The organism is Methanosarcina sp. 2.H.A.1B.4, assembly GCF_000979385.1.
Lineage (GTDB): Archaea > Halobacteriota > Methanosarcinia > Methanosarcinales > Methanosarcinaceae > Methanosarcina.
In genome coordinates this window covers 13,621-40,395 of the sequence record NZ_JJOV01000078.1, presented here as the reverse complement: position 1 = coordinate 40,395, position 26,775 = coordinate 13,621, and the positions used below count along the sequence as shown (strand labels likewise).

22 protein-coding genes and 1 tRNA gene are annotated in these 26,775 nt (G+C 44.1%); 13 read left to right on the top strand and 10 right to left on the bottom strand.

Going from position 1 to position 26,775, the window contains the following annotated elements; translation table 11 throughout:
- Positions 1-249: 249 nt before the first annotated feature.
- Positions 250-1,038 carry a winged helix-turn-helix domain-containing protein gene (locus tag EO92_RS11955; RefSeq protein ID WP_048133551.1) on the top strand — a complete coding sequence of 263 codons (789 nt, stop codon included), beginning with the start codon at positions 250-252 and terminating at the stop codon, positions 1,036-1,038.
- A gap of 350 nt (positions 1,039-1,388) precedes the next feature.
- Here the strand turns inward: EO92_RS11955 and EO92_RS11950 are convergent, their stop codons facing one another.
- From EO92_RS11950 to EO92_RS11920, 7 genes are all read right to left on the bottom strand, one after another.
- Entirely contained in the window at positions 1,389-1,820 is a 432-nt protein-coding gene (locus tag EO92_RS11950) for a cell surface lipoprotein (protein WP_048171847.1), read from the bottom strand.
- A 108-nt stretch (positions 1,821-1,928) separates the two neighbouring features.
- Positions 1,929-2,546, bottom strand: a complete 618-nt coding sequence (locus EO92_RS11945) for a hypothetical protein (RefSeq protein WP_048171845.1) — start codon at positions 2,544-2,546, stop codon at positions 1,929-1,931.
- Positions 2,547-2,785: 239 nt separating this feature from the next.
- Positions 2,786-3,253, bottom strand: coding sequence for a hypothetical protein (locus EO92_RS11940; RefSeq protein WP_048171843.1), 468 nt, complete (start codon positions 3,251-3,253; stop codon positions 2,786-2,788).
- A gap of 133 nt (positions 3,254-3,386) precedes the next feature.
- Entirely contained in the window at positions 3,387-3,857 is a 471-nt protein-coding gene (locus tag EO92_RS11935; protein ID WP_156165811.1) for a hypothetical protein, read from the bottom strand.
- Between the two features lie 250 nt (positions 3,858-4,107).
- Positions 4,108-4,758: a hypothetical protein gene (locus EO92_RS11930; RefSeq protein WP_048133556.1), complete on the bottom strand. Its 651-nt coding sequence runs from the start codon at positions 4,756-4,758 to the stop codon at positions 4,108-4,110.
- Between the two features lie 10 nt (positions 4,759-4,768).
- Positions 4,769-8,053, bottom strand: a complete 3,285-nt coding sequence (locus EO92_RS16745; RefSeq protein WP_052734350.1) for a VWA domain-containing protein — start codon at positions 8,051-8,053, stop codon at positions 4,769-4,771.
- Positions 8,054-8,702: 649 nt separating this feature from the next.
- Positions 8,703-8,774, bottom strand: a tRNA-Arg gene (locus tag EO92_RS11920).
- 171 nt (positions 8,775-8,945) lie between these two features.
- Between EO92_RS11920 and EO92_RS11915 the strand changes: the two genes are divergently transcribed.
- The 11 genes from EO92_RS11915 (at position 8,946) to thsA (ending at position 23,552) form a co-directional block, all read left to right on the top strand.
- Entirely contained in the window at positions 8,946-10,130 is a 1,185-nt protein-coding gene (locus tag EO92_RS11915) for a redox-regulated ATPase YchF (protein ID WP_048171841.1), read from the top strand.
- 113 nt (positions 10,131-10,243) lie between these two features.
- On the top strand, positions 10,244-10,918 hold the full coding sequence (locus EO92_RS11910) for an undecaprenyl diphosphate synthase family protein (RefSeq protein WP_048171838.1): 675 nt from the start codon (positions 10,244-10,246) through the stop codon (positions 10,916-10,918).
- Between the two features lie 6 nt (positions 10,919-10,924).
- Positions 10,925-11,458, top strand: a complete 534-nt coding sequence (locus EO92_RS11905; protein ID WP_048171835.1) for a DUF5817 domain-containing protein — start codon at positions 10,925-10,927, stop codon at positions 11,456-11,458.
- A 595-nt stretch (positions 11,459-12,053) separates the two neighbouring features.
- Complete coding sequence (locus EO92_RS11895; RefSeq protein WP_048171831.1) at positions 12,054-13,028, top strand: DUF128 domain-containing protein; 975 nt, start codon at positions 12,054-12,056, stop codon at positions 13,026-13,028.
- A gap of 54 nt (positions 13,029-13,082) precedes the next feature.
- Positions 13,083-13,745 (top strand): MBL fold metallo-hydrolase, encoded by a 663-nt coding sequence (locus tag EO92_RS11890; RefSeq protein ID WP_048171830.1) that lies wholly within the window; start codon positions 13,083-13,085, stop codon positions 13,743-13,745.
- A 683-nt stretch (positions 13,746-14,428) separates the two neighbouring features.
- Positions 14,429-15,172 (top strand): ABC transporter ATP-binding protein, encoded by a 744-nt coding sequence (locus tag EO92_RS11885; protein WP_048171829.1) that lies wholly within the window; start codon positions 14,429-14,431, stop codon positions 15,170-15,172.
- The gene (locus EO92_RS11880; RefSeq protein ID WP_048171828.1) at positions 15,154-16,377 is read left to right on the top strand and encodes a SufD family Fe-S cluster assembly protein; all 1,224 of its coding nucleotides are present in this window, start codon (positions 15,154-15,156) and stop codon (positions 16,375-16,377) included. The genes EO92_RS11885 and EO92_RS11880 overlap by 19 nt, the downstream gene beginning before the upstream one ends.
- Positions 16,378-17,076: 699 nt before the next feature.
- Complete coding sequence (locus EO92_RS11875) at positions 17,077-17,436, top strand: TrmB family transcriptional regulator (protein WP_048171826.1); 360 nt, start codon at positions 17,077-17,079, stop codon at positions 17,434-17,436.
- Between the two features lie 6 nt (positions 17,437-17,442).
- Positions 17,443-18,060 (top strand): 4Fe-4S binding protein, encoded by a 618-nt coding sequence (locus EO92_RS11870; protein WP_200896776.1) that lies wholly within the window; start codon positions 17,443-17,445, stop codon positions 18,058-18,060.
- 225 nt (positions 18,061-18,285) lie between these two features.
- The gene (locus EO92_RS11865) at positions 18,286-21,336 is read left to right on the top strand and encodes an FAD-binding and (Fe-S)-binding domain-containing protein (protein WP_048171824.1); all 3,051 of its coding nucleotides are present in this window, start codon (positions 18,286-18,288) and stop codon (positions 21,334-21,336) included.
- A gap of 590 nt (positions 21,337-21,926) precedes the next feature.
- A complete protein-coding gene (thsA, locus tag EO92_RS11860; protein WP_048171823.1) occupies positions 21,927-23,552 on the top strand; it encodes a thermosome subunit alpha in 1,626 nt (541 codons plus the stop codon).
- Positions 23,553-23,885: 333 nt separating this feature from the next.
- On the opposite strand, the gene EO92_RS11850 is transcribed toward thsA, so the two are convergent.
- Positions 23,886-24,275: a DUF473 domain-containing protein gene (locus tag EO92_RS11850; protein ID WP_048137794.1), complete on the bottom strand. Its 390-nt coding sequence runs from the start codon at positions 24,273-24,275 to the stop codon at positions 23,886-23,888.
- Positions 24,276-24,279: 4 nt separating this feature from the next.
- Positions 24,280-25,029, bottom strand: a complete 750-nt coding sequence (locus EO92_RS11845) for a proteasome assembly chaperone family protein (RefSeq protein WP_048133571.1) — start codon at positions 25,027-25,029, stop codon at positions 24,280-24,282.
- Positions 25,030-25,476: 447 nt separating this feature from the next.
- Here EO92_RS11845 and EO92_RS11840 point away from each other — a divergent pair, with 447 nt between their 5' ends.
- Positions 25,477-26,064 carry a pyruvate kinase alpha/beta domain-containing protein gene (locus EO92_RS11840; protein WP_048133572.1) on the top strand — a complete coding sequence of 196 codons (588 nt, stop codon included), beginning with the start codon at positions 25,477-25,479 and terminating at the stop codon, positions 26,062-26,064.
- Positions 26,065-26,150: 86 nt separating this feature from the next.
- Here the strand turns inward: EO92_RS11840 and EO92_RS11835 are convergent, their stop codons facing one another.
- Positions 26,151-26,558, bottom strand: a complete 408-nt coding sequence (locus EO92_RS11835; RefSeq protein ID WP_048171819.1) for a carboxymuconolactone decarboxylase family protein — start codon at positions 26,556-26,558, stop codon at positions 26,151-26,153.
- Positions 26,559-26,775 lie beyond the last annotated feature (217 nt).

Below are 26,775 nucleotides of genomic sequence, written 5' to 3'. Positions count from 1 at the left end.
AGACCCATAAAAGAGAAAATATGCAGATGAACCCTACAACTAATAAAGATAATGAAAAATAATTATATTAGTAATCCGTTGCATAAAAAAATGGCAATTTTCGATCTGTCCCCGCGCTCATGCTCTGAAAGCCAATCTATGGAAAGAATATCAATTTTGCGAGTAAAGCATGACAGGTGCACAGATTCTGGGTATAGAGATATATACAATGTTAGATATAATAAGATGAAAAATAAGAGAGGGAATTAGATGGAGTCATCATTACTGGATGTTCTCTTTCTTTCAGAAAAAAGGAAAAACCTCCTTCTACTGCTTCTGGACGGACCAAAGAACATCGAAGAGATTAAAAATACACTCGATGTGCGCTCAAGCCCCATAATGACCCAGATAAAGATCCTGATGAAGCAGGACTTAATTGTCGAAAACGACCGGCTCTACAAACTTTCCAGTATCGGAGAGATTCTTGTCCCCAAGATGAGAGCAATCCTTGAAACTTTTAATGTCTTCGATAAAAACCACGATTACTGGATAAACCAGGATATGACGTCAATTCCTCCTGAATTCCTGGATAGTATCGGAAAGCTTGGAGATTATAGTGAAGTAAACCCTGACCGAAACCATGTGTTCGAGTACCCAAAAGAAGTCGTAAAACACCTTTCCGAATCCGAGAAGGTAATGATCTCATCTTCATTTTTCCTTCCGATTTATCCTTCGCTCTGTATAGAGCTTGCAGCAAAGGGTACGGATATTACACTTGTATTCACGGAGTATGTTTATGACAGGATGCTCAACGACTACAAAAAAGAGCTTGAACATTTCCTGAACTTAAAATACACTAAACTCTATGTCTGCAACAACAATAATATGAAAATCGCATCAAGCATAGTTACAGAGAAATTTATGGCCCTATCCCTCTTTTGCAATAGCGGGATCTATTACAACCATAACCTGGTAAGTTTTGACGACAGCGCACTTAAATGGGGAAAAGAACTTTTTGACCATTATAAAGGCATGGCAAGGCCGATTACAAGGGTCTGAGAGGAATCTCACCTCCATTAAAATTCCAGATTAAATAACTCTTTAAACAGATCAGCGTTTAAACAGATCAGCTCTTAAAAGGTACTGCCCCCGCAAGCAGTAGAAGGCTCCTTTTCCGAAGAGAGCTTTAAGAGAGCTTTATTAAAACAATCCTCTAATGCTTTTTTTCATATGGGTTCATAAAAAGCCTGATACTTCGGCCTGTGAACGGGTAGTATGACGGTCATTCATCTGTAATTATTACTGGTTAATCCTGAAACTCTGCCTCATAAAACTTTGCCCGACCGCGCAGAAGACGGATATCAATAGAAAAAAAGCGGTGTTTTTAAAATAAGGGAGAACAGAGGTTCTCAGTTCACCCTGATAGTTACGTTCATTTCCGGAGTGTCTTTTACAGTGAAAAGGTAGGTTCCAGGTTCATTAAAGGTATAGCTGTAAGGGGCTCTGTAAGCAAGTTTCTGATCTGGAAAGAGATCTTCTTCACTTACCAGAACATAAGACCCCTGTCTTTTCTTGCTCCACCAGGAGACTGTATCCCCTGCCGAAATATCCAGTTCTGAACGCGTTACTGATTGCATTGTCGCATTATAATATTCAAGGTAGATAATATTATTATTTCCAGACCCTGAAGCAACATTTTCCTGCGACATATTTTCTTGCGTTTCTGCTGCGGCTTCCGAAGCATCGGATTCTTCAGTCGCAGACCCCGAGTCCTCCTCGGCACAACCGGAGGCAAACAAAAACACAAACACCAGAAGTAAAACCAGAATTTTCCCTTTCATGAATATCACCATCTTTTAGCCTTTATTTATAAGGGAACTGATATTCATTATCTTTTTGATAGACTTAAGAAATTAGTGAGAAAGAAGCGGGAAAAACAAGGAATAAGATCAAAAATTAGATAGAAAGTAAGGGAATTTCAGGAGTTTTAAACCAAAAAATTCGGTACAAAAGATAAAAGAAAAAATACAGGGTGCAGGGCTCCCACCTTCAATACCACATTCCCCAAAGACTGCGCCAAGAACAATTGCACGACCGATTTCAAGGGTACCGGATTCGGGTTCGATGCTGGCAGGAGAGAGGAGATACTCGTCTTCGGAGTCGGAAAGCCCGTCCCCGTCAGTATCTTCAGAGAAGGGGTTCGTTCCAAGTTCATATTCTTCCAGGTCGTCAAGGAAATCATCATCGCTATGTTCTGTGGTCGGATCGCTGAATAGTTGGAAGTATTGTTTGCCGTCACAATTGGCGAGTTTACCGGCTTCCTCCCCGTCAAGCAGTCCGTCCCCGTCAGTATCAGGATTCTCAGGATCAGTGGTGTACCAGTTGCCAAAGCCGTCCCTGAAACCGGTGGTTTCGGTGATGTCGGGAATGCCATCATCATCTGTATCTGTTGGCTCGATTTCTTCAGAGATCGTCCGGAAGACGTCAGGCAGGTCTTCGGCAGTCGAAACGGAGAAATACTGTCCGCCTGTGGCCGTTGCAATGCCTGTGAGTAAAGCGGTGTCCACATCGCTACCAAGGCCGACGGTGTAGACGGTGATGTTGTTAGCGATTGCCTGCTGGGTGTAGGAATCACTGTAGGAGCACTACTTATCTGGTGTGAATAAAAAAGAGATTGCAGATCCAATTTCAATTGAAGTTGAATCTGTTTGTTCAATTTGCAATACATAGGCTTTTAGTCGTGAAGTTGGCCCGAAAGTGCCTGAAATCCGAAGGTCCTTACAAAACTCTTTTTTAAATCAAAATATCAGTTTTCCTTTTTGACTTTACGAGCATCCAGACGCCCTTCAGCTTTTACATAGTCACCAATTTTGAGATCCGATTTTTTGGGGATTTGTACTGCGACAAAAATCCCGCAATCGACGATTCCATGCTTGTAACCTGTTGCCTCTTCATCGTACCAAATACCGTCCTTATAATACTTGTAAATTATTGGGAAAAACTCCTTTATTTCTCCTGACAACCTGCAATGAGCTTCAAAATGCTCTGTAGAAACAATATTTTTTTCTCCACAATTTATTATATCAAGTTCAGTTGTCATTAATGACAATTGTATCTCCGTCATTTCTCCTTTCACAAAATCTCCTTCAGTAAGGTAATCAGAAATGAAACAATTCAGTTTAAAGGTATTTATTCCAATTACGATTTCCTCTTCATAGGTTTCTTCATTTTTATCCACTTGAAAAATTTTTACATTCACTCCATATTGTTTCATAGTAATTATCCACCATATTTTCTTCCTGGATTCCCAAAATTTAAGCGCATGTATCTATTCTATAAGCATATTAACTCGATGTCAATAGAATTTTTGCACCTAAAAAGGGGCAGAAGTTAGGTTTATCGTGTAATTAATCATCTGCGTGCGCAGTCATTACTCTACCAGGGCTTATACCAGTTGACCTATCACTTACACCTACACTAAACGGTGCTAATACTCCATTTTTATCGGGGAATTCTTTTGTATATGTTATGCGATCTCCGGGGACATATTTGGTGACCTGCCCATCTTTCATTGTCTCATAAATCATTTGTTCAACCTTTTCTAGTGGTACTGGTCCAAATTTATCTCTTATTTGCTGCAATCGTTTCTCTCTAATAATATGCAACCACCCCCATGAATTTTCAAGTCCTTCTCCAAGCCATGCAAGTCTTCCATCGCAAGCCCTCAAAACACCCATAGTTTTTTGTAAGTCGACTCCTCGTTCAGCTAATACTATCAAATCATCTACATGTGCCCCAAGGTTCAAATTCAGTAATCTCGTAGCTGCATTGTCAAACAGAACATCAAGAATAACCTTTTTCGCCTGATTCAGTGGCACATACTTAAGAAGTGGGACCACTACTTTCTGGACGTCATTGAGCTTCGAAGAATACTTCCCGAGGAAAAGAGTGAGTGCTGCCCCTGTTTTTACTCCATCTCCTATACCTGATAAAGCACCTGCCGCATTCAGGGCTGCACCAAGCTCGTCACCATTAATTAGAGCCTGTACTGCATCCCGTAGCGTACTTTTAATAAAATGATATACACCGGGTAAGGGTAAACAGAATATTTTCTGTAACCCACAATCATCAATTTATATGCAGCCACCAATATTTGGCAGGGGCAAATGGTTCATAAGAAGGGTATTCGTCAAGACCCATACATTTTAAAATGTCATCAAGGTCCTTTTTGAAAATATTATCCATTTCTTGGACTTTGTTCTTTAATCCTTCAATGTTGAGTTTTCCATCCAAATATTCAAATAATATTTCTATATACGTTCTAACGCTAATTAGTATGTCAAATTCATACTCATCAGCAAAAAATAGTCCTTTATTCCTATTGAGAAAATATTCTTTATATAATGGATCGAGTTCTTCGTTTGCCCTAAAAATATCTTTATATTTTTGAAAATCCGAGAAATATTCTTCGTACGTACCAATTAAGCCCTTTAAATCATTGTAAAGAGGATTTAAAAAATCCTCTTTATAGTCTTTCTCATAAGCCTTAAACTCTTCATCTATTTTTGATACTTCTCTCTCAAATTGGCTTGTGTTACATCCTATTTTCCCAAGAGAATCTAATATCCAGAATATTCCTTTTCTATTGTATAATGGAAAAAATGGAGTTTTAACTCCATAGGGTCCCACTTTTTTTGGATCTGTTTTCATTTCAGTTATAGAATCCCGATAATACTCTAGATATCGTCTAAGCGCATCTAAGAGATACTTTTTGTCCATTTATTCACCTTCATATAAGCCGAATAAATCTGTTTGGATTGTTATCTATTTCCTTGGCAGCTCTTATAAACAGGGTTGCAATCTGGCCGTCTTTATTTCCTGCTACGAATTTTCCCGTGGAACGTTCGTACACCCCTAATGTGCCATGCAAAGTATCATAGTATTTTTCCACACCGACTTGTTCATTGATCAGTGCCATCGCCATATCAACATACTGTTGTTTCCCAACTAGATCAGACGGATTTCCGCTTAAACTGAGTTTTTGCCCATGTTTTGCAAAATGATAATCCAGATTCGCAGCTGATCCTATATTTCCAGGTGACCAAACACCTGTATACACTTTTTCCAGTAAAGTTCGGACTTTATTCAGGTCCACGCCTTTATCGAAAAGTTTTATGAGCGTATCGACTGAAACGCTGTGAGCAGTATGCAAAGCAGAAGCTGCATCATCACACAGGGAATCCATTACTTTTAATGCAGTATAGGGCGGCAAATCATCAAGAACTTTACTCAGTACTTTACAGACCTCAAAGATTTTTGTGGGATATTTAGAAACGAAGAGACTGATGGCTGCACCTGTTTTCACCCCGTCTCCTACACCTGACAATGCACCTGCGGCATTCAGGGCAGCGCCCAATTCGTCACCGTTGATGAGAGCCTGCACAGCATCTCTTGCATCAGCTACAGCCCCGGCAACCGGAACCAGTGAAAAGCCAATCCAGCCCACAAGGTAGTATGCAGAAGATGCGATCTCACTATCAACAAACCCAGCTAAACTTCCGCCTTCAATGCCGCATTCCCCGAAGACTGCGCCAAGAACGATTGCGCGGCCGATTTCAAGAACTCCGATTTCGGGTTCGATGCTGGAAGGGGAGAGGGGATACTCGTCTTCAGAGTCGGAAAGCCCGTCCCCATCCGTATCTTCAGAGAAGGGGTTCGTACCTAGTTCATATTCTTCCAGGTCGTCAAGGAAATCACCATCGCTATGTTCTGTAGTCGGATCACTGAATAGTTGGAAGTATTGTTTGCCGTCACAATTGGCGAGTTTACCGGCTTCCTCCCCGTCAAGCAGTCCGTCCCCGTCAGTATCAGGATTCTCAGGATCAGTGGTGTACCAATTACCAAAGCCGTCCCTGAAACCGGTGGTTTCGGTGATATCGGGGATGCCGTCTCCGTCGGTGTCGGTTGGCTCGATTTCTTCAGAGATCGTCCGGAAGACATCAGGAAGGTCTTCGGCAGTTGAAACGGAGAAATACTGGCCACCTGTGGCAGTTGCAATACCTGTGAGCAGAGCGGTGTCCACATCGCTACCAAGGCCGACGGTGTAGACGGTGATGTTGTTGTTTATTGCCTGCTGGGTGTAGGTATTGCTGTAGGTGCCCTGACCGTCGGTGAGCAGGATTACCATCCAGGCGTGTTCGGAATCCCCGGAATTGATAAGGTGGCTGTTTGCGGTGTTCATACCGGCGCCGATGTTCGTTCCGCCGGAGGCATCAAGGCTGTTTATGGAAGAATTTACGGCATCGAAGTCGCTGGTAAGGGGACGGATAAGCCTTGAATAAGAGTCAAAGTCGACGACTCCTGCCCGGTCCCCGGGGAGGAGAGCCCCAACGAAATCCTTTGCAGCGGTTTTCCGGTAACCGTAGGGGTCGTTCCAGCTCATGCTGCCCGAACTGTCCATTGCAAACATGACGTCCACATAGACCACATCGACTCCACCGCCTCCTCCCCTGCCAAGGTTCATCTCGGCGTCGAAAAGGGCGTTCCAGGTAGGGACATAGAAGATCGCAAAGGTAGAGAAGTGGGACGTGAGACCTGTTACGGTGTGGTTTGCCGGGTCAACCGTGGATTCCACGGGCTCGAAAGTGCCGGCGCTTTCATTGAAGTAAAATACGGACAGGTTTCCCGGGTCAGGCACTTTTGCAGGGTCGTAGGGGATTGTTACCTGTGCATTCTCAAAAGTCCTGTTCTCCAGGCTCAAGTCCACAACAGGGCTCACAAGTGCCGAAACGTTGGTAAACAGTTCCGAGGTTTCCTCGTATATGACAACTTCTTTTGCAAGGTCTCCAGTGCCCTCTATTTCGACCATGACTCCGAGTTCGTCATCAGTCAGGGAGGAGACATAAGTTTCATTCCCGTCAGGTATCCCATCCCCATCGCTGTCAGGGTTCAGGGGATCGGTCCCGAGGCGCAATTCACTGTCGTCGGAAAGCCCGTCGTTGTCAGTATCCGGTAAAAGCGGATCTGTACCCGAGGAATTTATCTCAAAGCCGTCGGAAAGCGTGTCTTCGTCGCTGTCCGGGTTCAGGGGATCGGTTCCGTACTCCTGCTCTTCCAGGTTAGTAAGGCCGTCCGAATCAGGGTCTTCCTGCGCATCAGACACTCCGTCTCCGTTTGAGTCCCCTAAATTTACATCTGTCAGGAGACCCAGTTTCATAAGTTCGAAATAATCTGAAAGCCCGTCGGAGTCCGTATCCTCTTCAAAGGGGGAAGCTCCTATACGGGACTTTACAAACGCAGGTAGCTGGCCGCCAAGCATTTCCATCCCGTCAGAAATCCCGTTTCCGGCCTCGTTTTCAGGGGTCATGGTTGAGTCGGAGTCGGGGTTCAGGGGGTCAAAGCCCAGCAGGTATTCATAAGATTCCGGCAGCATGTCCCCATCAAGCAGGAGAGTTGCCGAGTGCACCCGGCCAGCGAGATCGCTTCCTGAAACAGTAATATTAGCGGGGCCTGTAAGGTTCAGTTCGGTAGAGAAATTCCCGTTTTCCAGAGGAAGAACAGAAGTTATTCCATTGAAGGTGAGACTAATATCGGAAGTTATTAGAGTGTCAACAAAACCCGAAACATCAACAGTTCCGGAGGAAAACGTGTCATCGGAAGGAGAATTAATCGTAATAAAAGGAGATTCGTCTTCTATCCAGAGCGTAATCTGGCTTCCGGGAACACTCCGCATTTCAACTTCAATATTAATGTCGTTTTCAGGTTCAAGAGATATACTCTTCTGGATCAAGTCTACGTTCTGGTTGAAGTCTGCCGGCCCGACTACGGGGACCCCGTTCAAAAAAATAAAAGAACTGCTGCTTGTATTTATTGCTCCGTCACCGTTTCTGATACAGAGGGTATAATTCTCATGAACATGATCCAGTGAAAAACTATCGTTTACTCTAACGGGTTTTCCATCCTCTCGTTCAAATTGTGCAGGCCCGTAGACTGTTGAAGCCATTACTGCGGGACTGAAAATAGAAACCATTATTATCGCTGCTAGTGCCAGCGCAGAGAACGCATTGGGTTTCATTCTTGTTGCTCCGGTTATACAAAAAAATCTTATAGTATTGAGAACTGCTGCAGAGACTGTTTTATGAAATTTACATCAAATCTCGAAAAGTTTTATATGTTTTAAGCATAAAAAGTATCGTCAGATATTTTAAATAAAAATAGTTTTTGTTAATAAAAAGAAAAATAATCACCATTTAAGCAATTTTTATAAAAAAATAACACGGATTTGTTCAAAAAAGATAAATACTTAGATAAATAGAAGTAAATACCGTCTTAAAATTCAAACAAATTTTACAATTGAATAACTGGTGACGTTGATTTTAAATTCAAACCGTAAATCATTTCGAAATCCATGCACATATAATCTTAAGGAACTCCCTGATTAATTGGCAGGTACTATTCCGAAATGACTGCAAATATGATCTCACGTTTTATCTCGCCCTCAGCGCAAGGTTTCCCTCGCCTGCGTACAGTTGAAAAAAAAACTCAATAATCTTGCTGGGAGCTTTAATACCGAGATATCAACTACATAGCGAAGACGACCAAATCAAAAGATCCGGTAAAAAAGTAGTAAAAAGAATAGCAGGGTACAAAAAGTCATAAGAGACAAAAATCCAGATGAACATGCGGTGAATAATCAAAGAAGAATAAATGAAAATAAGAATTTACGTCCCGACTGAGACTTGAACTCAGGTCTAAGGCTCCGCAGGCCTCAAGGATATCCACTACCCTATCGGGACGCAAGCGAGTACCATTGATAAGCACATTCTAGCATATAAACTTTGTTACTCAAGATACGGCTGAATCTGCAACACATCTGTCTGTTTTCCCAGAAAATTGAGGAAAAAACCCTGTTTCTAAGGCTTCAATATCAATAAAGATTAAATGCAACAAGTTCGTTTTTATAATTTATGTCGATGACCATAGGCCTTGCAGGAAAGCCCAATGCGGGCAAATCCACCGTCTTCAAAGCAGCTACCCTCGCAGATGTTGAGATTGCAAATTATCCCTTCACAACTATAAACGCCAACCACGGTGTCACATATGTTCAGGCTGAGTGCCCCTGTAAAGAGAAGGAAAAAACATGCGGAAAGTGTGTGGACGGAATCAGACATGTTCCGATTGATATCATTGACGTTGCAGGGCTTGTGCCGGACGCATGCAAAGGGAGAGGACTTGGAAACACTTTCCTGGACGAGCTCCGGCAGGCTCAGGCAATAATTCATGTTGTAGATGCCTCGGGCGGGACAGACGCTGAGGGCAACCCTGTAGAAATAGGAGACCATGACCCTCTTGAGGATGTAGCTTTCCTGAACAGGGAAATTACCATGTGGCTCTATGGAATTCTGGAAAGGAACTGGGTGAAGCTTTCCAGGAAGATCCAGGCAGAAGGGTTAAAGCTTGAAATCGTAATTTCAGAACAGCTTGCGGGGGCAGGGATAAAGGAATCTCACGTAAATGCTGCCTTAATTGACACCGGGCTTGCAAGGGTGGATCATATAAAATGGACTGAAGAAGATATGATCCGGCTCTGTGATACAATGAGAGAGTTCAGTAAACCCCTGCTTATCGCTGCAAATAAGGCAGATATTGCCCCAGGAGAAAACCTGAAAAAACTCAAAGAACTTGACAGGATAGTAGTACCTACGAGTGCAGCAGCCGAACTGGCTTTGAAATCCGCTGCAAAAAATGGAATAATCAAGTACACGCCAGGAAATGGAGACTTCGAGGTGCTTACGGAAGATCTTACAAATACCCAGAAGAAAGGGCTTGAAGCCATCCATAAAGTAGTTGAACGGCTTGGCACCACCGGGGTTCAGGAGTGCATAAACAGGACTGTCTTTGAACTTCTGGACCTTATTGTAGTATATCCCGTAGAAGACGAAGGAAAATGGTCCGACAAAGTAGGGAATATGCTGCCAGATGCTTACCTTATGAAAAGAGGTTCTACCTGCCACGACCTTGCATACCAGATCCATACCGAGATAGGAGATCGTTTCCTGTATGCTGTGGATGCAAGGACGAGACTCAGACTTGGTGAAAAACACGAGCTGAAAAATGGGGATGTAATCAAAATCGTCTCTACTGCAAAATAACTGGTTGTAAAACGAGCCTAAAAAACTGCATACCTGAGAAAAACCTGAAACCGGATAAAAACAATGAGAAATAAATACCAGGCCATTTAAGGCTTTTTTAGGATGAATACTCGATGGATCTGCTTTCTTTTGGTTATCCCCTCTATGAGAGGTACCTGGCCTGGCAAATAACGAGGTCAACTACAAAGACCCCGGCGCATGTGGCTATCATACTCAAGGAAACCGATCTCCTTGACCCTAAAGGGATGGAAAAACTTCTGGCCACGCTTCTCACGTTTAAAAAGTTTAAGGTCGAACTCGTGAGCATTTATGTTGATATTCTTAAGACTGATCAGCCGGTGAAAACCGAGCTTGCGTCAACACTTGGAACCAGATTGGAAGAAAGTTTCATAGATCTTCTTTCCGGAACAGGTTATGAAATATATGGCCTTGAAGGGGAAATACAGAGCAGCCGGCGGGGCAAGGATTTTTTTGTATATGTATCACTTGGTTTTGGAGGAAGAGGGGAAATCACCAGGTCTGTACTTTCTATACTTGAGGAGATCAAGGCGGGAAGTATCAGACCGGAAGAAGTAGACGAAAAAATGCTTGAATCACACCTCCTTGTCAAGCATGAACCTGATATAATGATCCGTTCAGGAGGGCAGAAACTTTCGGATTTCCTTGTATGGCAATCCGTATATTCGGAACTCTATTTTACGGATGTCAACTGGGAAGATGTACGAAAAATAGACCTTATGAGAGTGATAAGGGATTTTCAGAAAAGGCAGAGAAGGTACGGAAGGTGAGAAGAGATGGAGTTTGGAGAAAACCCCGGAGACTCCCGTTATGTTGTGGTAGTGTGCCCTAAATGCAGGCAGAATGCCCAGATAACAGAGACCGGGAAGAAAACCCTTAGATGCCAGCACTGCGGAGCCCTCCTGCAGGCGCGAAAACTCAGAATATTTGGCTCTTTCGAAGAATTATCCGAAGCTGTAGACTTCAGAACTCGCTTGCAGGCTGAACTTTCCGGAAACGGAAAAGAAACTTTTTCCCTGAAAACCTTTCCGAAAGAAGCCGGAAACTCAAACCCCGGAGGCCAGGCCCTGAAAGGAACAGCTCAACCGGGACCCGGAACTTCTTCTGGAAGCACAGCCGCGAAAAAAGACCAGAAATCGATCCTCAATGAGATCCTTAAGGTTTCGGATGGGAAAATCGGAATTGAAGAGTTTTGTGAGAAAGCTATGGAAAAAGGGATAAGTCAGGAGAAATTTGATTTAATTCTGAAGAAACTTCTGGAAACAGGAGAGCTTTATTCGCCCGAACCTGGAATTGTAAAGCTGGTGTGAACTACCCGCTAAATCTAAAGATTTAACGGGCTTCCGGGTTCATACTTCCGGCCAATTGCCAGTAAATCCCCAGGCTCATCCCCTACCTGCCACATCTCGTAAACCGGATATGCTGAGGAAAAGGGGTCTTCCCACCTTAGAGATAAAAAAAAGTTAATAAAGAGATTGTCAAAGAACTTTTTGTTGTCCGGAAAATTATCTTTTCCGAGATTCTCAGCAGCAGTTATTGTCAACTACCCGCTAAATCAAAAGATTTAACGGGTTTCCTGCTGAGGTTTTATGAAGTTGAATAAGACAAACTTATATTAAGTACGAAAAGATTTACTATATTTGAGTATTTAAAAGCAGGATTGAATCCGTTTGGAGCAAGCGAGAAATAGCCAATTAGATTCAAAAATAATTATACTGAACCGGAACTCACTGAAAAACTCATTGAGGCGTCCCGGAAAACTACTTACTGAAACTTCTACTGAAACCACTTAAATTTACTCATTGAGACCACTCACAAAATGCTTCAATATGTGGTCTTTGTGGTTTTATCACGATTATCCGTAAAGTTCACGGAATTGATACAGGGTATAACGGTGTTATAGACATGATGGATCCGCAAATAGAGCGAAAACTCATTGAAATCATGAGGGTGATTCACGAAAGTGACAAACCCATAGGTGCCCGGGCCATAGCTGACGAACTGAACAACCGGGGCTATGATATAGGAGAACGGGCTGTCCGCTACCACCTGAGGATCCTGGATGAGAGAGGGTTTACACACAAACACGGATATGCCGGGCGTACACTTACGGACCTTGGAGAAAATGAGATGAATGATGCCCTCATAGGGGATCGTTTTGGTTTTGTAATCTCCAGGATCGAAGAAATGGCATTCAGGACCACTTATAACCCCGAAACAGATACAGGGGATGTAGTGGCAAATATTTCTTATTTTGACAAAGACGATTTCGAAACTGTTATTGATTTGATTTCGTATACAGCCCACTCCGGGTACATGATAAGCCCGAGGGTCAGAATCTTCGAAGAGGATTCAGGACCTGAAATACCTCTCCCTCCGGGGAAAATAGGAATAGCTACCGTATGTAGCGTCACTTTTGATGGGCTTCTCCTGAAAGCAGGTATTCCTGTAGAACCCGCCTATGGAGGGATCCTCCAGATAGAAAACAGGAACCCAGCACGTTTTCTTGAACTGATCTCCTACAGCGGGACTTCCATTGACCCGATAAAGATTTTCATGAATAGAGCTCCTACCTCAGTCCTTGAGGTGCTTGAAAAAGGAGAAGGAAAAATCCTTGCCAATATGCGGCAGATAAATTCTTCGGCCTATGAGAAGGCAGGAGAAATTATGAAAAGGGCAGCAAAGGTGGGTTTGGCAGGATGCATCACTACAGGAGAAATTGATGAGTTTCTACTTGGAGCTCCGGTTGAAACAGGAAAGTTCGGGGTTGCAGTAGTGGGAGGAATTAACGGGATCTGTGCCCTTGAGGAAACGGGAATTGAAATTGAAACAAACCCGATTTCCACTGTACTGGATTACCGAACAATGTCAGAAATATGACCGGATATGTTTAGAAACATAATAATAAGAATATTCAAAATTTGAGGCAGGCAGATGCTCAGGCTAACAGTGCTGTATGATAATGAAGCATACCCTGGTTTTACAGGAAGCTGGGGATTTTCGGCTCTACTTGAAACAGGCAGAGAAATCCTCCTTTTCGATACTGGATGGGACGGAACTCTGCTTCTCAAGCATATGGAGAAAATTGGCATCAGTCCTGCCTGTATAAGTAAACTGGTCCTTTCCCATCAGCACTGGGACCATATAGGGGGTCTGCCCGAGATCCTTCAAGCAAATCCCGGACTCACTGTTTATGTACCTTCATCTTTTTCAGAGAAACTCAAAAGGGAAATTAAGAAGAGAGCTGACCTTGTAGAGGTAAAGGAAGCCTTAGAGATATCTAATGGGATCTGGAGCACAGGAGAACTGGGAGATAAAATAAAAGAACAGTCCCTTGTTCTTGGTACAGAAAACGGCTCCTATGTACTTACAGGCTGTGCTCATCCGGGAATTGATGCAATTATGGATGCTGCTCTTTGTTATGGGGATACTAAAGGAATTATTGGAGGGCTGCATGATAGTGATAGGTTCGAGAGGCTTAAAGATATGGAATTGATAGCAGCAGGGCACTGCACAACCCATAAGGAAAAAATAAAAGATGCTTTCCCCTCAAAATATATGGAAACTCGAGCTGGCATGCGCTTTGAACTTCAGTAAATGCGAATTAAAAGGAACATACTTATTTTTCAAACAATTACTTTCTTTTCAAACAATTACTTTCTTTTCAAACAATTACTTTCTTTTCAAACAATTACTTTCTTTTCAAACAATTACTTTCTTTTCAAACAATTACTTTCTTTTCAAACAATTACTTTCTTTTCAAACAATTACTTTCTTTTCAAACAATTACTTTCTTTTCAAACAATTACTTTCTTTTCAAAAAACCATTTCTGCTTAAGAGAAATTACTTTCGTTTTAATCCTATAGTAATCTCAATTTATTACATAATCCCTAACTGGCAGTGTCCATGAGTTATTGATTAAATCTGGAAAAACGGAAACATCTACCGTCTTTGTCCAGATTTGAGAACCGCCCCCTTGCTTGCGATGTTCAGTGACTGAACCCCACGCCCCCCTAACCTTAGCAATTTAATTGAAAAATCGGTTAAGGAGACGCTGAGAAAACATATGGTTAGAAATACAATGTCCTCCAACAGGAATAAAGGACTGTATGCAGATAACTGGAAATCAGATCGGACTGCCAGAACAATCTGATTTTATCGTTATTTCTGCCATACATAATATAATTCAAATAAACGCACTTTGAACGGCTACTTCTTGAGATACGGAAAAAGGAATCGGGGAAACCGTATCAAAAATGAGATTAAGGGAGAAACATCGATGCTGAAAATAGAAGACCTGACTGTAGAGGTCAACGGAAAAATTTTGCTTCATGACGTGAACCTCGAGGTTGAAAAAGGGTATACAAATGTACTTTTCGGACCAAACGGAGCCGGAAAGTCAGCCCTTATGAGGACAATCATGGGCTTTAGCGAGTACAGGATTGTGAAAGGCAGGATACTGTTCAATGGAGAAGATATTACCAATCTTCCAGTGGATGAAAGAGCCCGTCGCGGACTGGGTATCATGATGCAGCGTCCTCCGGACATGTCAGGAATTAAACTGAGGGACCTTGTAAAAGTAGCATCGAAAGGAAAAAAGGATCCTGAAAAACTTGCCGAAAACCTTGATATGAAGCGCTTTCTGGACAGGGATGTAAATGTGGGTTTTTCAGGCGGAGAGATCAAACGCTCTGAGCTTCTGCAGCTTGCAGCCCAGAATCCGAGCCTCTACCTTCTGGACGAGCCTGAGTCCGGAGTGGATCTTGTAAGCATCGAACAGGTCGGAATGACAATAAAAGGCCTTCTCGATGAAGGTATTGACTGCCCGGGTGAGAGGTGCAAAAAGGGAAAATCCGCCCTTATCATTACCCATACAGGCCAGGTTCTGGATTATGTGCAGGCAGACAAAGGGTATATTCTCTGTAATGGAACGGTCATGTGTTCAGGAAATCCCCTGAAAATGCTGGAAGAAATAAAAAACAAAGGGTACCAGGAGTGTATAACATGCAGACTGATGAAGTGAGCCTGAAGAAGAGAGCGGAGAGTGCAGCTGAGAAAAAGGCGACTTTCGGAGAGGATTTTGAACTGGCAAAATATGAGGACGGCTCTAAGGTCAGCAAGCCTATTGAAGATCTTCAAACTCTTGACGAGGAAAGCAAAAGAACCCTGCTTCAGGTAGGAGTAATCCCAAGCGAAGAAGGCAGATCCGGCAGTTTTCTGGTACTGGATAATGCAGTCTCGCACTCTTCTCTGAAAGATGAGAATGTGGAACTAATGTCCACGCATGAAGCCCTTGAAAAGTATGAATGGCTCAAAGATTACTCCTGGAAACTCGTGCAGGTGGATGCTGACAAGTACACGGCAAAAACCTACCTTGAAAATGCGGATGGTTACTTTATCCGTGCGCCTGCAGGAAAGAAATCTTCCATGCCTGTCCAGACCTGCCTTATGCTGGGAAGCAAAAAGGTATCCCAGACAGTGCATAATATCATAGTCGTCGAGGAAGGGGCAAGTCTTGATATTATCACAGGCTGTACCGCCAAAAAGGGAGTTGAAGAAGGCCTGCACCTTGGAATATCCGAGATGTATGTAAAAAAAGGCGCCACTCTGAATTTCACAATGATCCATAACTGGGCTGAACAGATAGGAGTCCGCCCGAGAACTGTTGTACACGTCGAAGAGGGTGGGACTTACGTAAGCAATTACATTTGCCTGAAACCCGTACGTTCCGTACAGACCTACCCAACTGTAATGCTCGAAGGGAAAGGAGCGGTGACAAGGCTCAATACTATAGCAATTGCCCACCCCGGCTCCGAACTTGACCTTGGAAGCAGGGCGATTTTCAACGCCCCGGATACGAGAGCAGAACTTATATCGAGGACAATCACAATCGGCGGGAGACTGATTGCACGAGGAGAAATGATAGGCAATGCAAAGGGTGCAAAAGGGCACCTGGAATGCAAAGGGCTTGTCCTTACCGACAAAGGCAGTCAACTAGCAATCCCTATCCTTGAGGCAAATGTAGACGATATAGAGCTTACTCATGAGGCAGCCGTGGGGAAAATTGCCAAAGACCAGGTGGAGTACCTGATGGCAAGAGGGCTTACAGAGGAAGAAGCCATTGGAATGATCATAAGAGGTTTCCTGGATGTTGGGATAAGGGGAATCCCGGAAGAACTGAAGGATGAAATCGAAAATACAATTATGCAGACGGCTCTTGGGATGTAAGTGCTGGCAGTCGGGGAAACTCCCGAGTTTCCCCTGTAAACTAATAGGGAAAAGATCTGCCTGCAGAAGGAAAAGTAGGGAGCCTGGGGAAAAGGTATGGAGAAGAATACAAATTTTTTTGAATCAAGTATACTTTAATTAAAAGAGGTGTTTGTATCCGGCAGGATAAAAGGAGAAACCTGCCGGTTTTTTGTGGAGTATATGTGGATATTAATGAGCAGAAAACATATTTTAGACCGGATTTCTTTGTGGAAAAAAAACCTCAAATCAAACAAGCTCATTAAACCGTAATTTGCAGATTGTAAAAGGAGTATAAAAATCTATCTCTATTGGGCAGTGGGCGGACACATTACCAGGCAAATTAGAGAAAATGCCCTGGAAAATAAGAGAAAATTCTACAAAAAGGAAAAAACATAAATATTCTGGAAAACGGAATATTATATGAAAGGAATGTTCTCTAAACACGACCAGAAATGAAATAGAAATAGGATTATTTTTAATCAGGTAAATTTGTTTTATTTAAGGCATATGGCTTATGCTGGGAACATGAGCTTAATTGACTGGAAACCTCTGAAAAAGAGCGAATAGATCAAAGAAATTCCGGTACTTCGTATTTTTGCCTGTAGTATGCCGTACTTGCCAGTATATAAATACTCCGGATATAATATTACAGTACTGTAGAAGAGAGGAGGGATTGGAATAATAGACTTTGCCTGCAAGGAATTCAAAGTAGAAGATGTGATCAAGTGCGCTCTCAGTCTTACAAAAGCTGATCTGAATGTAATGAAGCACTTCTTAAATGAACCAGAAAAATGGATTGATACTGACACCCTTTCCAGATCTCTGGACCTGGATATTTCTACGGTCCAGCGTTCCGTGAAAAAGCTGCACGAAAAAGGGATCCTCCAGAGGTCACAGCAGAACCTTGACGGAGGAGGCTATGTATTCATTTATAAAATCCATTCAAGAAACCAGATTAAAAATGTCATTCTAAAAATTGTACAATCCTGGGCCGACAGACTCGGACAGGAACTTGAACAATGGGAAAACGGAGGTTAATTTAAAATGCTCAAAATAACTCCCTACCTGGGAATCCTTGTACTTATTGTTTCCATAGGAGGGCTCTGGTACCCTGCACTCGGGTACTTTGTGTTGCTTATCTTTGCAGCAATCTTCCTTATAAGCCCCTTCAGAGGCAGATGGTTCTGCGGAAACCTCTGCCCCCGGGGAAGCCTTGCTGATTTCTGGATCAGTAAAATTTCAAAGAAAAGAAAGATTCCTGGCATCTTAAGGAGCCTATGGGTGCGCCTTCCGATCTTTCTCCTGATGATGGGCGTTATGGGCTACAGGATTTCAAGTGTCATCGGAACCCTGAACACCTTTGAAAAGATAGGGATGATCTTTGTCACCATATGCCTTGTGACAACCGCAATTGCAGTCCTTCTCGGCAGCTACCTGAGCCCGAGGACCTGGTGTTCCTTCTGTCCAATGGGAACAGCACAGAACCTGCTAGGAGGAAAGAGGTACCAGCTGCAACTTGAAAAAGACAAATGCATAAGCTGCAAGAAATGTGAAAAAGTCTGTCCCATGCAGCTTAAGGTATGCCAGATCGAGACAAAACCCGACTGTATCAAATGCGGGCGTTGTGTGAGTGTCTGTCCCAAAGATGCCCTGAAGTTCTGATTTATATTTTTTATTTTTTTGTTTATTATTTTTTATTTTCCGCAAAAACGGTAAAACGGCATATCTCACAAAACGAATATTTTTATTTTATAATTATATAATATAAACTATAGGGGAGCCAAAAAACATTTTCAGAATCTGGCTTTAATGCAACCATCTGCGCATACTGTAAAGTGTCCACAAATCAGTGTCCACAAATAGGCCATAATTCAGGAGGAGAAGAATATGACAGCAAGAAGTGTACCGGAACTTTCAGCAACCCAAAAAACAGAACTCTCCGAACTTTTCGGGGAATGCGTCAATCTTGACAAACGCGATCGCCACTATTATAACCACGATATAGGAGCCTTACCCCCACTTGTCAAGAAAGTAATAGGGAACACTGACCCTGCAGCTGTTGTAAAAATCCGGACGGAAGAAGATGCAGTAAAACTTCTGGAATTTGCAAACAGGCACCAGATTCCGATTGTTCCCCGTGCAGGGGCGTCCTCCGGGTATGGCGGAGTGATCCCTACAAAGGGAGGCATAGTTGCCGATGTCACATTAATGAATAAGATCATAAGCATCGACCCCGATGGGCAGAAAGCAGTGGTGCAGAGCGGGCTTATCTGGGAAAATTTAGATAGGAAGCTGAAAGAGAAAGGGCTTTCTGTCAGGGCGATCCCTTCAAGCGCTCCATCCTCGACCGTAGGGGGCTGGCTGGCTCAGAGCGGAGCCGGATATGGAAGTTATGAATTCGGCTGGGGCTACGAGAGCATGGAAAAGGCCCGGGTTGTCCTCCCCAACGGAAAAATAAGGGACTTTAACGGTCCCGAACTCAAGAAGTTAATAGGGACAATGGGGACCACGGGTATTATCACCGAAATTACCCTGAAAGTCCAGAAGCTCGAAGAGAGAAAAGCTGTTTCCGCCAGCTTCCCCGACGCTTCAGCCATGAAAAAAGCGGTAGAAACCATAAAGAAAAAGAACATACCCCTCTGGTCCATCTCATTCCTGAACCCCGAATGGGCGGACATGAAAAACAAATCGCCCCAAAAACTCCACTATGGGGAAATCGTGGACAAACACAGGCCAGTGTTGCCTGTTGCTTACGTCTGTACCTTCATGTACCCTGCCTCCAGGAACGTCTCCGGCCTCAAAGAAGCAATCGAGAGTGCAGGTGGAACGATCCTTCCCGAAGAGATTGCAAAGCACGAGACCGAGGAATGGTTCAAGTCCATGAAGGTTAAAAGGCTCGGCCCCTCCTTCATCCCTGCTGAGATCCTGGTGCCGCTTGAAAAGATGGATAGTGCTTTTGAAGAAATTGAAAAGAGGATAAAACTCCCGGTGCTCACCGAAGGGATGGTTATCAGTGACGGAAACGTTGTACTCCTTTGCTTCATGCGCCACTCCGAACGCTCCTTACTCTTCAATACGGCCTTTGCCCTTTCCCTGAGCATCCTGAAAATTGCAGAAGAAAACGGAGGCAGGGCCTATTCTTCCGGCCTATTCTTTGCCTCGAAGAAAAAGAGTGTCTTTGGAGACCGGCTTTCGGAAATAGAAGCCCTCAGGAAAGAATTCGACCCCAACGGAATCATGAACCCTGAGACTCTGGACGGGAAAGGGCTCCTGAACACCGCCGTGTCCCTCGGCTCTTCCTTCGAACCCATGGGAAGGCTTGTTGGAAATATGTCCGGGATCGGAGAAGTTTCCTTCAAAGACGAAAAGGACATCCCGGCAGACATTGTCGAACTTGCCTACTCCTGTTCCCAGTGCGGATACTGTGTGAGCGAGTGTGATCAGTACTACGGCAGGGGCTGGGAGGCTCAGTCGCCCCGGGGAAAATGGTTCTTCATCAAGGAATACCTGGCTGGTCGGGAAAAGCTTGACCAGAGGCAAACGAACACCTTCCTCGCCTGCACCACCTGCCAGATGTGCGACGCCCGCTGTGAGCTGGACATGCCAATCGAACATGCCTGGATGACAATGCGCGGAAAGCTGGTTGATGAAGAGAAAAAGATGACCTTCCCACCCTTTGAGATCATGGCTGCAAGCCTTCTGAAGGAGAGAAACATCTGGGCAAACCTCAGCAAAGACAGGGACAAATGGATTCCTGACGACATCAGGGCAAAAATGAAAGACAAAGCCGAGTATGCCTACTTTGCAGGCTGCACGGCGTCCTTTGTGGAAAAAGACGTAGCTGTCGGGGCTGTGCGTATGCTCGACGATGCAGGAATCGAGTTCACAGGGCTGGGAGACAAGGAGGCCTGCTGTGGAATTCCCATGCTCGTTGCCGGGAAGTGGGATGTATTTGAAAAGATCATGCGGATGAACGTCTCGAACATGAAAAAGAAAGGCGTAAAAACCGTGATCACTTCCTGCCCTGCCTGCTGGCTCATGTGGCACACAGTCTATCCACAGTGGGCGGAAAAACTGGGCATTGAATACGGGCTTGAGACAAAGCACTATTCAGAAGTCCTGGTTGAGCGCCTGGACGTGCTGAAGCCCAAATTCAAGAAACCTCTGAATAAAGTGGTTGCCTGGCATGACTCCTGCCACCTGGGAAGAGCCGGGGGCAAGGTATACGAACCCCCAAGGGAACTTTTGAAAGCCATCCCCGGCATCCAGTTCAGAGAACTTGAACACAACAGGGAACAGGCCCACTGCTGTGGATCGGTGGTGAGCCTTATTGCCGAACCTCCGGTTGCATATAAACTTGGAGGCATGAGGCTTCAGGAAGCTGTAGATGTAAACGCAGACATCATTGCGGCCCTGTGTCCCTGCTGTACGGTCCAGTTCCGTGTCGCCGCCGAGAAAAACAACATGAATATAGAATCCCAGGACCTCGGCGCCCTTGTGGCAAGAAGCCTCGGCTATGACATCCCGGACACGACAAACTACGCCCTGCAGTCATGGATGCCCTTTGAGAAGATGATCGCCCTCATGCAGCCCGAAAACATGACCGACCTGATGGTAGAACTCCTGCCCCAGATGATGGCCGCAATGCCAGCTCCCCTTCAGGCCATGATGAAGATGGTCAAGTATGTGCCCGGAATGGACGCCATGATGAAGCCCATGATGCCCATAATGATGCCAATGCTCATGCCTTCGGTCATGCCAAAAGTCATGCCGGATATGCTCAAGGCTGTTGAGAGACGGGTCCCGATGCCTGATTACATGAGAGAGCAACTCCCGGACCTCATGCCAAAGGCAATGGAAAATCTGATGCCGAACATGCTGCCCGAAATCATCCCCCTGCTGACCCCACGGATGATCGAGTACATAAAAACGCATTAAAAAAGCATCAAAAAAGCAGTGAGAATTCAACGTACAAAGCCCTGTACACAAAAAATCGGAGGAAAATTTTCGGGATTCCTTCGATCCAACCTTTTTTAAGAGAATTATTAGCATACTGCCATTAGCATACTGCCATTAGCATACTGCCTTTTTTTGAAAAATACAAAGAGCCCTGTATTTAATAAAATAAAAATCGTCCTCATGCAAGGGAAAAAATTCATACCTATAAACTTGGCTTCTAGAAACTCTTTTTTCAACCAATAGTTAAAAAATATCGGAATGAAGAAAAAAGAATAGTTGAGTCAGAAAAAGCAAAGAATGATAGCAAAAAAGCCTAGAAAGCCGGAAGAAAATAAAATACTCTAAGAAATACACCCGGATTTAAGATACCTTCAAAACCAACCAAAAAAAAGGTATTAAAAGGACCAGAAGACCCCATTTTAAAGATTCAAAACCTGACATCCAGAGGAATTCTTATATAGAAGTGCTTGCATTAAGAATATGAAAAATTACGCACAAAGATAACGTGCTCAGAAATACTACTGATAAAAATTCATAGAAATTCATATCATTATAAAGGAGATTAAATTTTGGCAGCACAACCGATTTTTATTTTGAGAGAAGGCAGCAAGAGAACCCACGGTTCCGACGCCCAGCACAACAACATCATGGCCGCAAAGGCAGTAGCTGAGGCAGTAAGGACCACTCTTGGACCGAAGGGTATGGACAAGATGCTTGTAGACTCCATGGGAGACGTCGTCATCACCAACGACGGAGCAACAATCCTCAAAGAAATGGACATCGAGCACCCAGGTGCAAAGATGATCGTAGAAGTCGCCAAGACCCAGGATGCCGAAGTAGGCGACGGAACAACCACCGCAGCTGTGCTCGCAGGAGAATTCCTGACAAAGGCAGAAGACCTGCTCGAAAGCGGCGTTCACCCCACCGTGATCGCAAGCGGCTACAGGCTTGCAGCAGACCAGGCTACAAAGATCCTGGAGACCATCACTGTCAGTGCATCTCCGGAAGACATCGAGACTCTTGTGAAAATAGCAGGCACAGCCATTACAGGAAAAGGCGCAGAGGCTCAAAAGGATCACCTTTCCAAACTTGCAGTCAAGGCCGTTAAATCAGTTGTTGAGGTAAGTGAAGATGGGAAGATCACTGTGGACATCGAGGACATCAAGATCGAAAAGAGGCCAGGAGGAAGCATCGCAGACTCCGAGATTATCGAAGGTGTAATCGTTGATAAAGAACGAGTCCACACCGGAATGCCGGAAATAGTGAAAGATGCAAAAGTCCTGCTCTTGAGCGTGCCCATTGAACTCAAGAAGACCGAAACAAAAGCCGAGATAAAGATCACCGCCCCTGACCAGATGCAGCTTTTCCTCGACCAGGAAGAATCCATGCTCAGGGAAATTGTGGAAAAAGTAATCAGGACAGGTGCAAATGTAGTCTTCTGCCAGAAGGGCATTGACGACCTTGCCCAGTACTACATGACAAAGGCAGGCATTTTCGCGATCCGCAGAATCAAGAAGAGTGACATGGACAAACTCTCCAGGGCAACAGGTGCAAAGGTAATCACAAGCATGGATGAAATCGAGGAGTCCGACCTCGGCTATGCAGGCCTTGTGGAAGAGAAGGACGTCACAGGTTCCAGAATGACCTTCGTCACAGGCTGCAAGGACAGCAAGACCACCTCAATTCTGCTTCGCGGCGGAACCGAGCATGTAGTTGAAGGAATTGAGAGAGCCCTTGAAGATGCCCTCAGAGTTGTGGGCGTTGCTCTCGAAGACCAGAAGATTGTTGTGGGCGGCGGCTCACCTGAAATCGAATTATCCCTCAGGCTCCAGGAATACGCAGCAACCCTTAAAGGCAGAGAACAGCTTGCAGTTAAGGTCTATGCCGAAGCTCTCGAAGTCATTCCGAAAACCCTTGCAGAAAACGCAGGGCTTGACCCAATCGACATGCTCGTGGAAATGCGCTCCCAGCACGAGAAAGGCAACAAGCGTGCAGGACTCAACGTCTACAGCGGAAAGATCGAGGATATGTTCGAAAACAACGTTGTCGAACCCCTCAGGATCAAGACCCAGGCAATCAACGCTGCTACCGAAGCTGCAATCATGATCCTCAGGATTGACGACGTAATCGCATCCTCAGGCATGAGAGCAGGTCCAGGCGCAGGTCCGGGCGGCGAAATGCCAGAAGATATGTAAATAATTCAAAAATATGAATCCAAGGTTACCGGAGAGAATTCCAACTTTCCGGAACCTTTCTTTTCCTTTCGTTTTTCCAATTTTCAAAAGAGTCTTCTTTCAGAGTAGAAGTATTTTTCAGAGCATTGGTGTTTTTCAGAACAGTGGCATTTTTCAGAACAGTGGCATTTATATCAGAGGGAAAGAATCCTTTTCTAGAAAAGAAGCATCAAAGGCCAGAAAATAATAGTCTCTTTAAAACACATAGGTATCGTCTGACATTGGAATGCCAGGAGAATAAGAAAAGCCGTTTTTGGAGCCATTTTTAAATAACTAACGTAATTAACGAAATTATTACCTGGCTTCGTAGCAGGAAATTTCTCTTGCGTCGACTCTCACTGGTTTTCCGAGTTCGTTTGAAACGACGCTTTTCACCCGTGCCATGCACCTGCACTCAAGCTGAATACGAGCTGACATTGCTTCTCGCTCTTCACAATAGATATCATTTGAGCTGACAATAGAATGAACAGAGATCTGCATCTGCACAATCTTTGCGATAAGAGCTGAAGTTCCATCTGTAAGGTCCTGAAGGCTCGCAGAAGTAAGGAGAACATTATCTCCTGCATTGAGCCCGAGTACTCCGAAGAAGTTCTGCGGAGTCCGGATCTCAAGAGTCCTGAGCTCATGTTTCTTCAGGACCTCGATCACGGAATCAGCAATTCCTGTTAACGCGATGTACTCCATGGAATCACCCGTACATTGGGAATTCCTTCTTTACTTCTCCTTTCTGCTCGGTAGTCTGAACGTCTTCAGCAAGCTTATGGAGCTCGATTTCTATGCGCTCAGCCTGTTCTATAAGCCTATCAGTGCTGACCGAAAGCCCGTAAAGTTCATTAAGGACTCCAATTACGGCAGAAGCGGCTCTCGGATCAGGGTTCTGGGTTTTTGTAGCCCCGAGTAGACTAATTGCAGGAATCCCGCGCAACAGGCATTCGGCCATTACGCTGCCTGAAATCCCGGAAATAGTCCCCATCTGGAAAATTTCTACCTTGTCCCTGATTTTATCCAGCATTTCCGACGTGGTTGCTGCCCCGAAAACCTTATGTCCCCCGTCCATAATGGCAATTCCTGCAATGGAAGCAACCTCCCTAACATTGATAGACTCAGCCCAGTCCACGAGAGCGTTGCTTACATCGTATGAGACCGAGTGACTGATCGGAATATCGGAGATGACTATAATGAGGTTGTGCTCCACGTTTTCGTAGATCCTTACAGGCATGTTTATAAGCCCCTCATAAAGCACCGCAATTGAAGGGAAATACCTGGACTCAATGGAGCCTATATACTCCATATTCATCTCTTCGATCATGTGCTGACTTGCTATATTCCCCACAAGCCCGATTCCGGGAAAACCTTCAATCAAAACAGGGTTTTTTGACTGCACAGGTTTGGTAATAATCTTCACGTCGTTGTTGTCATAGTCTGTAGTAGTTGACAAAAAAACCACCTCAATGAAATAAAACCCCTATGATTATATCTGCTAATCCTAAATAAACAAGTTTCTCGCCAGCCCGGGTCTGCGTGACCTTCTGCACAGACATCAATAAAAAAAATATCGACGAATCCGGGATTCCGAATGCCATAACCCTCTTTTTATTAAAAGAGAATCCTTTTAATATATATCTTTTCTCATGACAGAGAAAAAATAATTCAGATCAGAAGTGTTTATTCTAATTACGACGCATTCTCCGCTAAATGTTTGCTAAATGCAAACTGTATTGATGAAGGTAAGAAAAAGAGAGGGAAAAAAGTTTCATAGAAAAGAAAGAAGATACCAGAAAAAAGACGGAAAAGCGGACAGAAATAAACTTAAAAAGTTGACAAAATAATTAATGAAAGAAGTTCATAAAAGAAAATTAAAATCAAACATAGGAGGAAGTAATTTATGGAAAAACCAATTCTTTATCTGGACAGCGTAGGGGAAGCAAACACGGAAGCTGTTATTGAAGCTGCAGCAAAAAGGGCAGCAGAACTTGGAATATCCCACATTGTAGTTGCCAGTACCAGCGGGAAAACTGCTCTTAAAATGGCAGAGGCAGTAAAGGGCAGCGCCATAAAAGTAATTGGAGTAAGCCACCAGTACGGGCAGAAAGAGAAAGGCGAGTGGGAAGTAGAAGAAGAATACAAAAAGAAGCTCGAAGAACTTGGAGCAGTAATCACTACCCAATCACATATGTTTTCCGGAATAGAGCGTTCGGTCACAAAGAAGTTCGGAGGCTATTCAAGGATCGAAGTAATTGCAGATACCCTGCGTTCCCTTTTCGGAAAAGGCTTCAAGGTAGCGATAGAGGTTGCCATTATGGCAGCAGACTCAGGCCATATCCCGGTCTCAAACGATACTGAAATCATAGCCATAGGAGGTACAAGGTGGGGTGCAGATGTGGCTCTTGTACTAAGGCCGGCTCACAGCAATGATTTCTTCTCCCTTCAGGTAAGGGAAATAATTGCAATGCCGAGAGCAAAAGAAGACTGAAAAGAGAAGAAATAGAAGAGCACAGAAAATAAAAAGAGTATGGACCCCGGCCTCAAAAAGCCAGTCCATTTCTATTTTAAAAAAAATTAAGCCATCCCAAGCCTTTTGAGAATCTCCATCCGGTCTTCTTTGGTGAAGGACTCGCCCTGGAAGGTCTCAACCGCGTTCTTCAGGAGGGTCACTGCAAAGGACATCGAAGGTCCGCCGCCAAAAGAAACTGAAACCATGGCAGCCTGCATAATTTCCTCTTTTGTTGCTCCGGCCTCAAGGGCATTGAAGGCGTGCAGAGAGATGCAGTAAGGGCAGCGATGGTAGAGGGCAACACCTATAGCAATCAATTCCTTGGTTTTGAAGTCAAGAACCGAAGATTCAAAGCTTGCTCCGACCATGCCTATAAACGCTGCAGCCTGCTTTCCCTGAACTTCGGTTTCGGAAGCAAACTCACCAAGTCCGGCCGTAAAATCAAATAACAATTTTTTCGGGTCTTCAGTCATGTAATCACCTGTATGTATCTTGTATATAACCATGAATTCTTGAGATATATAACGGTTGTGCATGGATGACACCAAACTATACAATGGGGAAATGCCCGGACACGGCAGAAACTGAAATATTCCACAAAAACGAAAGGCACGGAAAAACAGAAAAAGGTCAACAATATTTGTAACTCAGTCCTCTTGAGCGCAGCGAAAAGGACCGCGTACTCCCGAG

Coding starts and splice junctions, on each gene's coding strand:
- EO92_RS11955 (WP_048133551.1), top strand. CDS start 250: ATGGAGTCATCATTACTGGATGTTCTCTTTCTTTCAGAAAAAAGGAAA.
- EO92_RS11950 (WP_048171847.1), bottom strand. CDS start 1,820: ATGAAAGGGAAAATTCTGGTTTTACTTCTGGTGTTTGTGTTTTTGTTT.
- EO92_RS11940 (WP_048171843.1), bottom strand. CDS start 3,253: ATGAAACAATATGGAGTGAATGTAAAAATTTTTCAAGTGGATAAAAAT.
- EO92_RS11930 (WP_048133556.1), bottom strand. CDS start 4,758: ATGGACAAAAAGTATCTCTTAGATGCGCTTAGACGATATCTAGAGTAT.
- EO92_RS16745 (WP_052734350.1), bottom strand. CDS start 8,053: ATGAAACCCAATGCGTTCTCTGCGCTGGCACTAGCAGCGATAATAATG.
- EO92_RS11915 (WP_048171841.1), top strand. CDS start 8,946: ATGTCGATGACCATAGGCCTTGCAGGAAAGCCCAATGCGGGCAAATCC.
- EO92_RS11910 (WP_048171838.1), top strand. CDS start 10,244: ATGGATCTGCTTTCTTTTGGTTATCCCCTCTATGAGAGGTACCTGGCC.
- EO92_RS11905 (WP_048171835.1), top strand. CDS start 10,925: ATGGAGTTTGGAGAAAACCCCGGAGACTCCCGTTATGTTGTGGTAGTG.
- EO92_RS11895 (WP_048171831.1), top strand. CDS start 12,054: ATGATGGATCCGCAAATAGAGCGAAAACTCATTGAAATCATGAGGGTG.
- EO92_RS11890 (WP_048171830.1), top strand. CDS start 13,083: ATGCTCAGGCTAACAGTGCTGTATGATAATGAAGCATACCCTGGTTTT.
- EO92_RS11885 (WP_048171829.1), top strand. CDS start 14,429: ATGCTGAAAATAGAAGACCTGACTGTAGAGGTCAACGGAAAAATTTTG.
- EO92_RS11880 (WP_048171828.1), top strand. CDS start 15,154: ATGCAGACTGATGAAGTGAGCCTGAAGAAGAGAGCGGAGAGTGCAGCT.
- EO92_RS11870 (WP_200896776.1), top strand. CDS start 17,443: ATGCTCAAAATAACTCCCTACCTGGGAATCCTTGTACTTATTGTTTCC.
- EO92_RS11865 (WP_048171824.1), top strand. CDS start 18,286: ATGACAGCAAGAAGTGTACCGGAACTTTCAGCAACCCAAAAAACAGAA.
- EO92_RS11850 (WP_048137794.1), bottom strand. CDS start 24,275: ATGGAGTACATCGCGTTAACAGGAATTGCTGATTCCGTGATCGAGGTC.
- EO92_RS11840 (WP_048133572.1), top strand. CDS start 25,477: ATGGAAAAACCAATTCTTTATCTGGACAGCGTAGGGGAAGCAAACACG.
- EO92_RS11835 (WP_048171819.1), bottom strand. CDS start 26,558: ATGACTGAAGACCCGAAAAAATTGTTATTTGATTTTACGGCCGGACTT.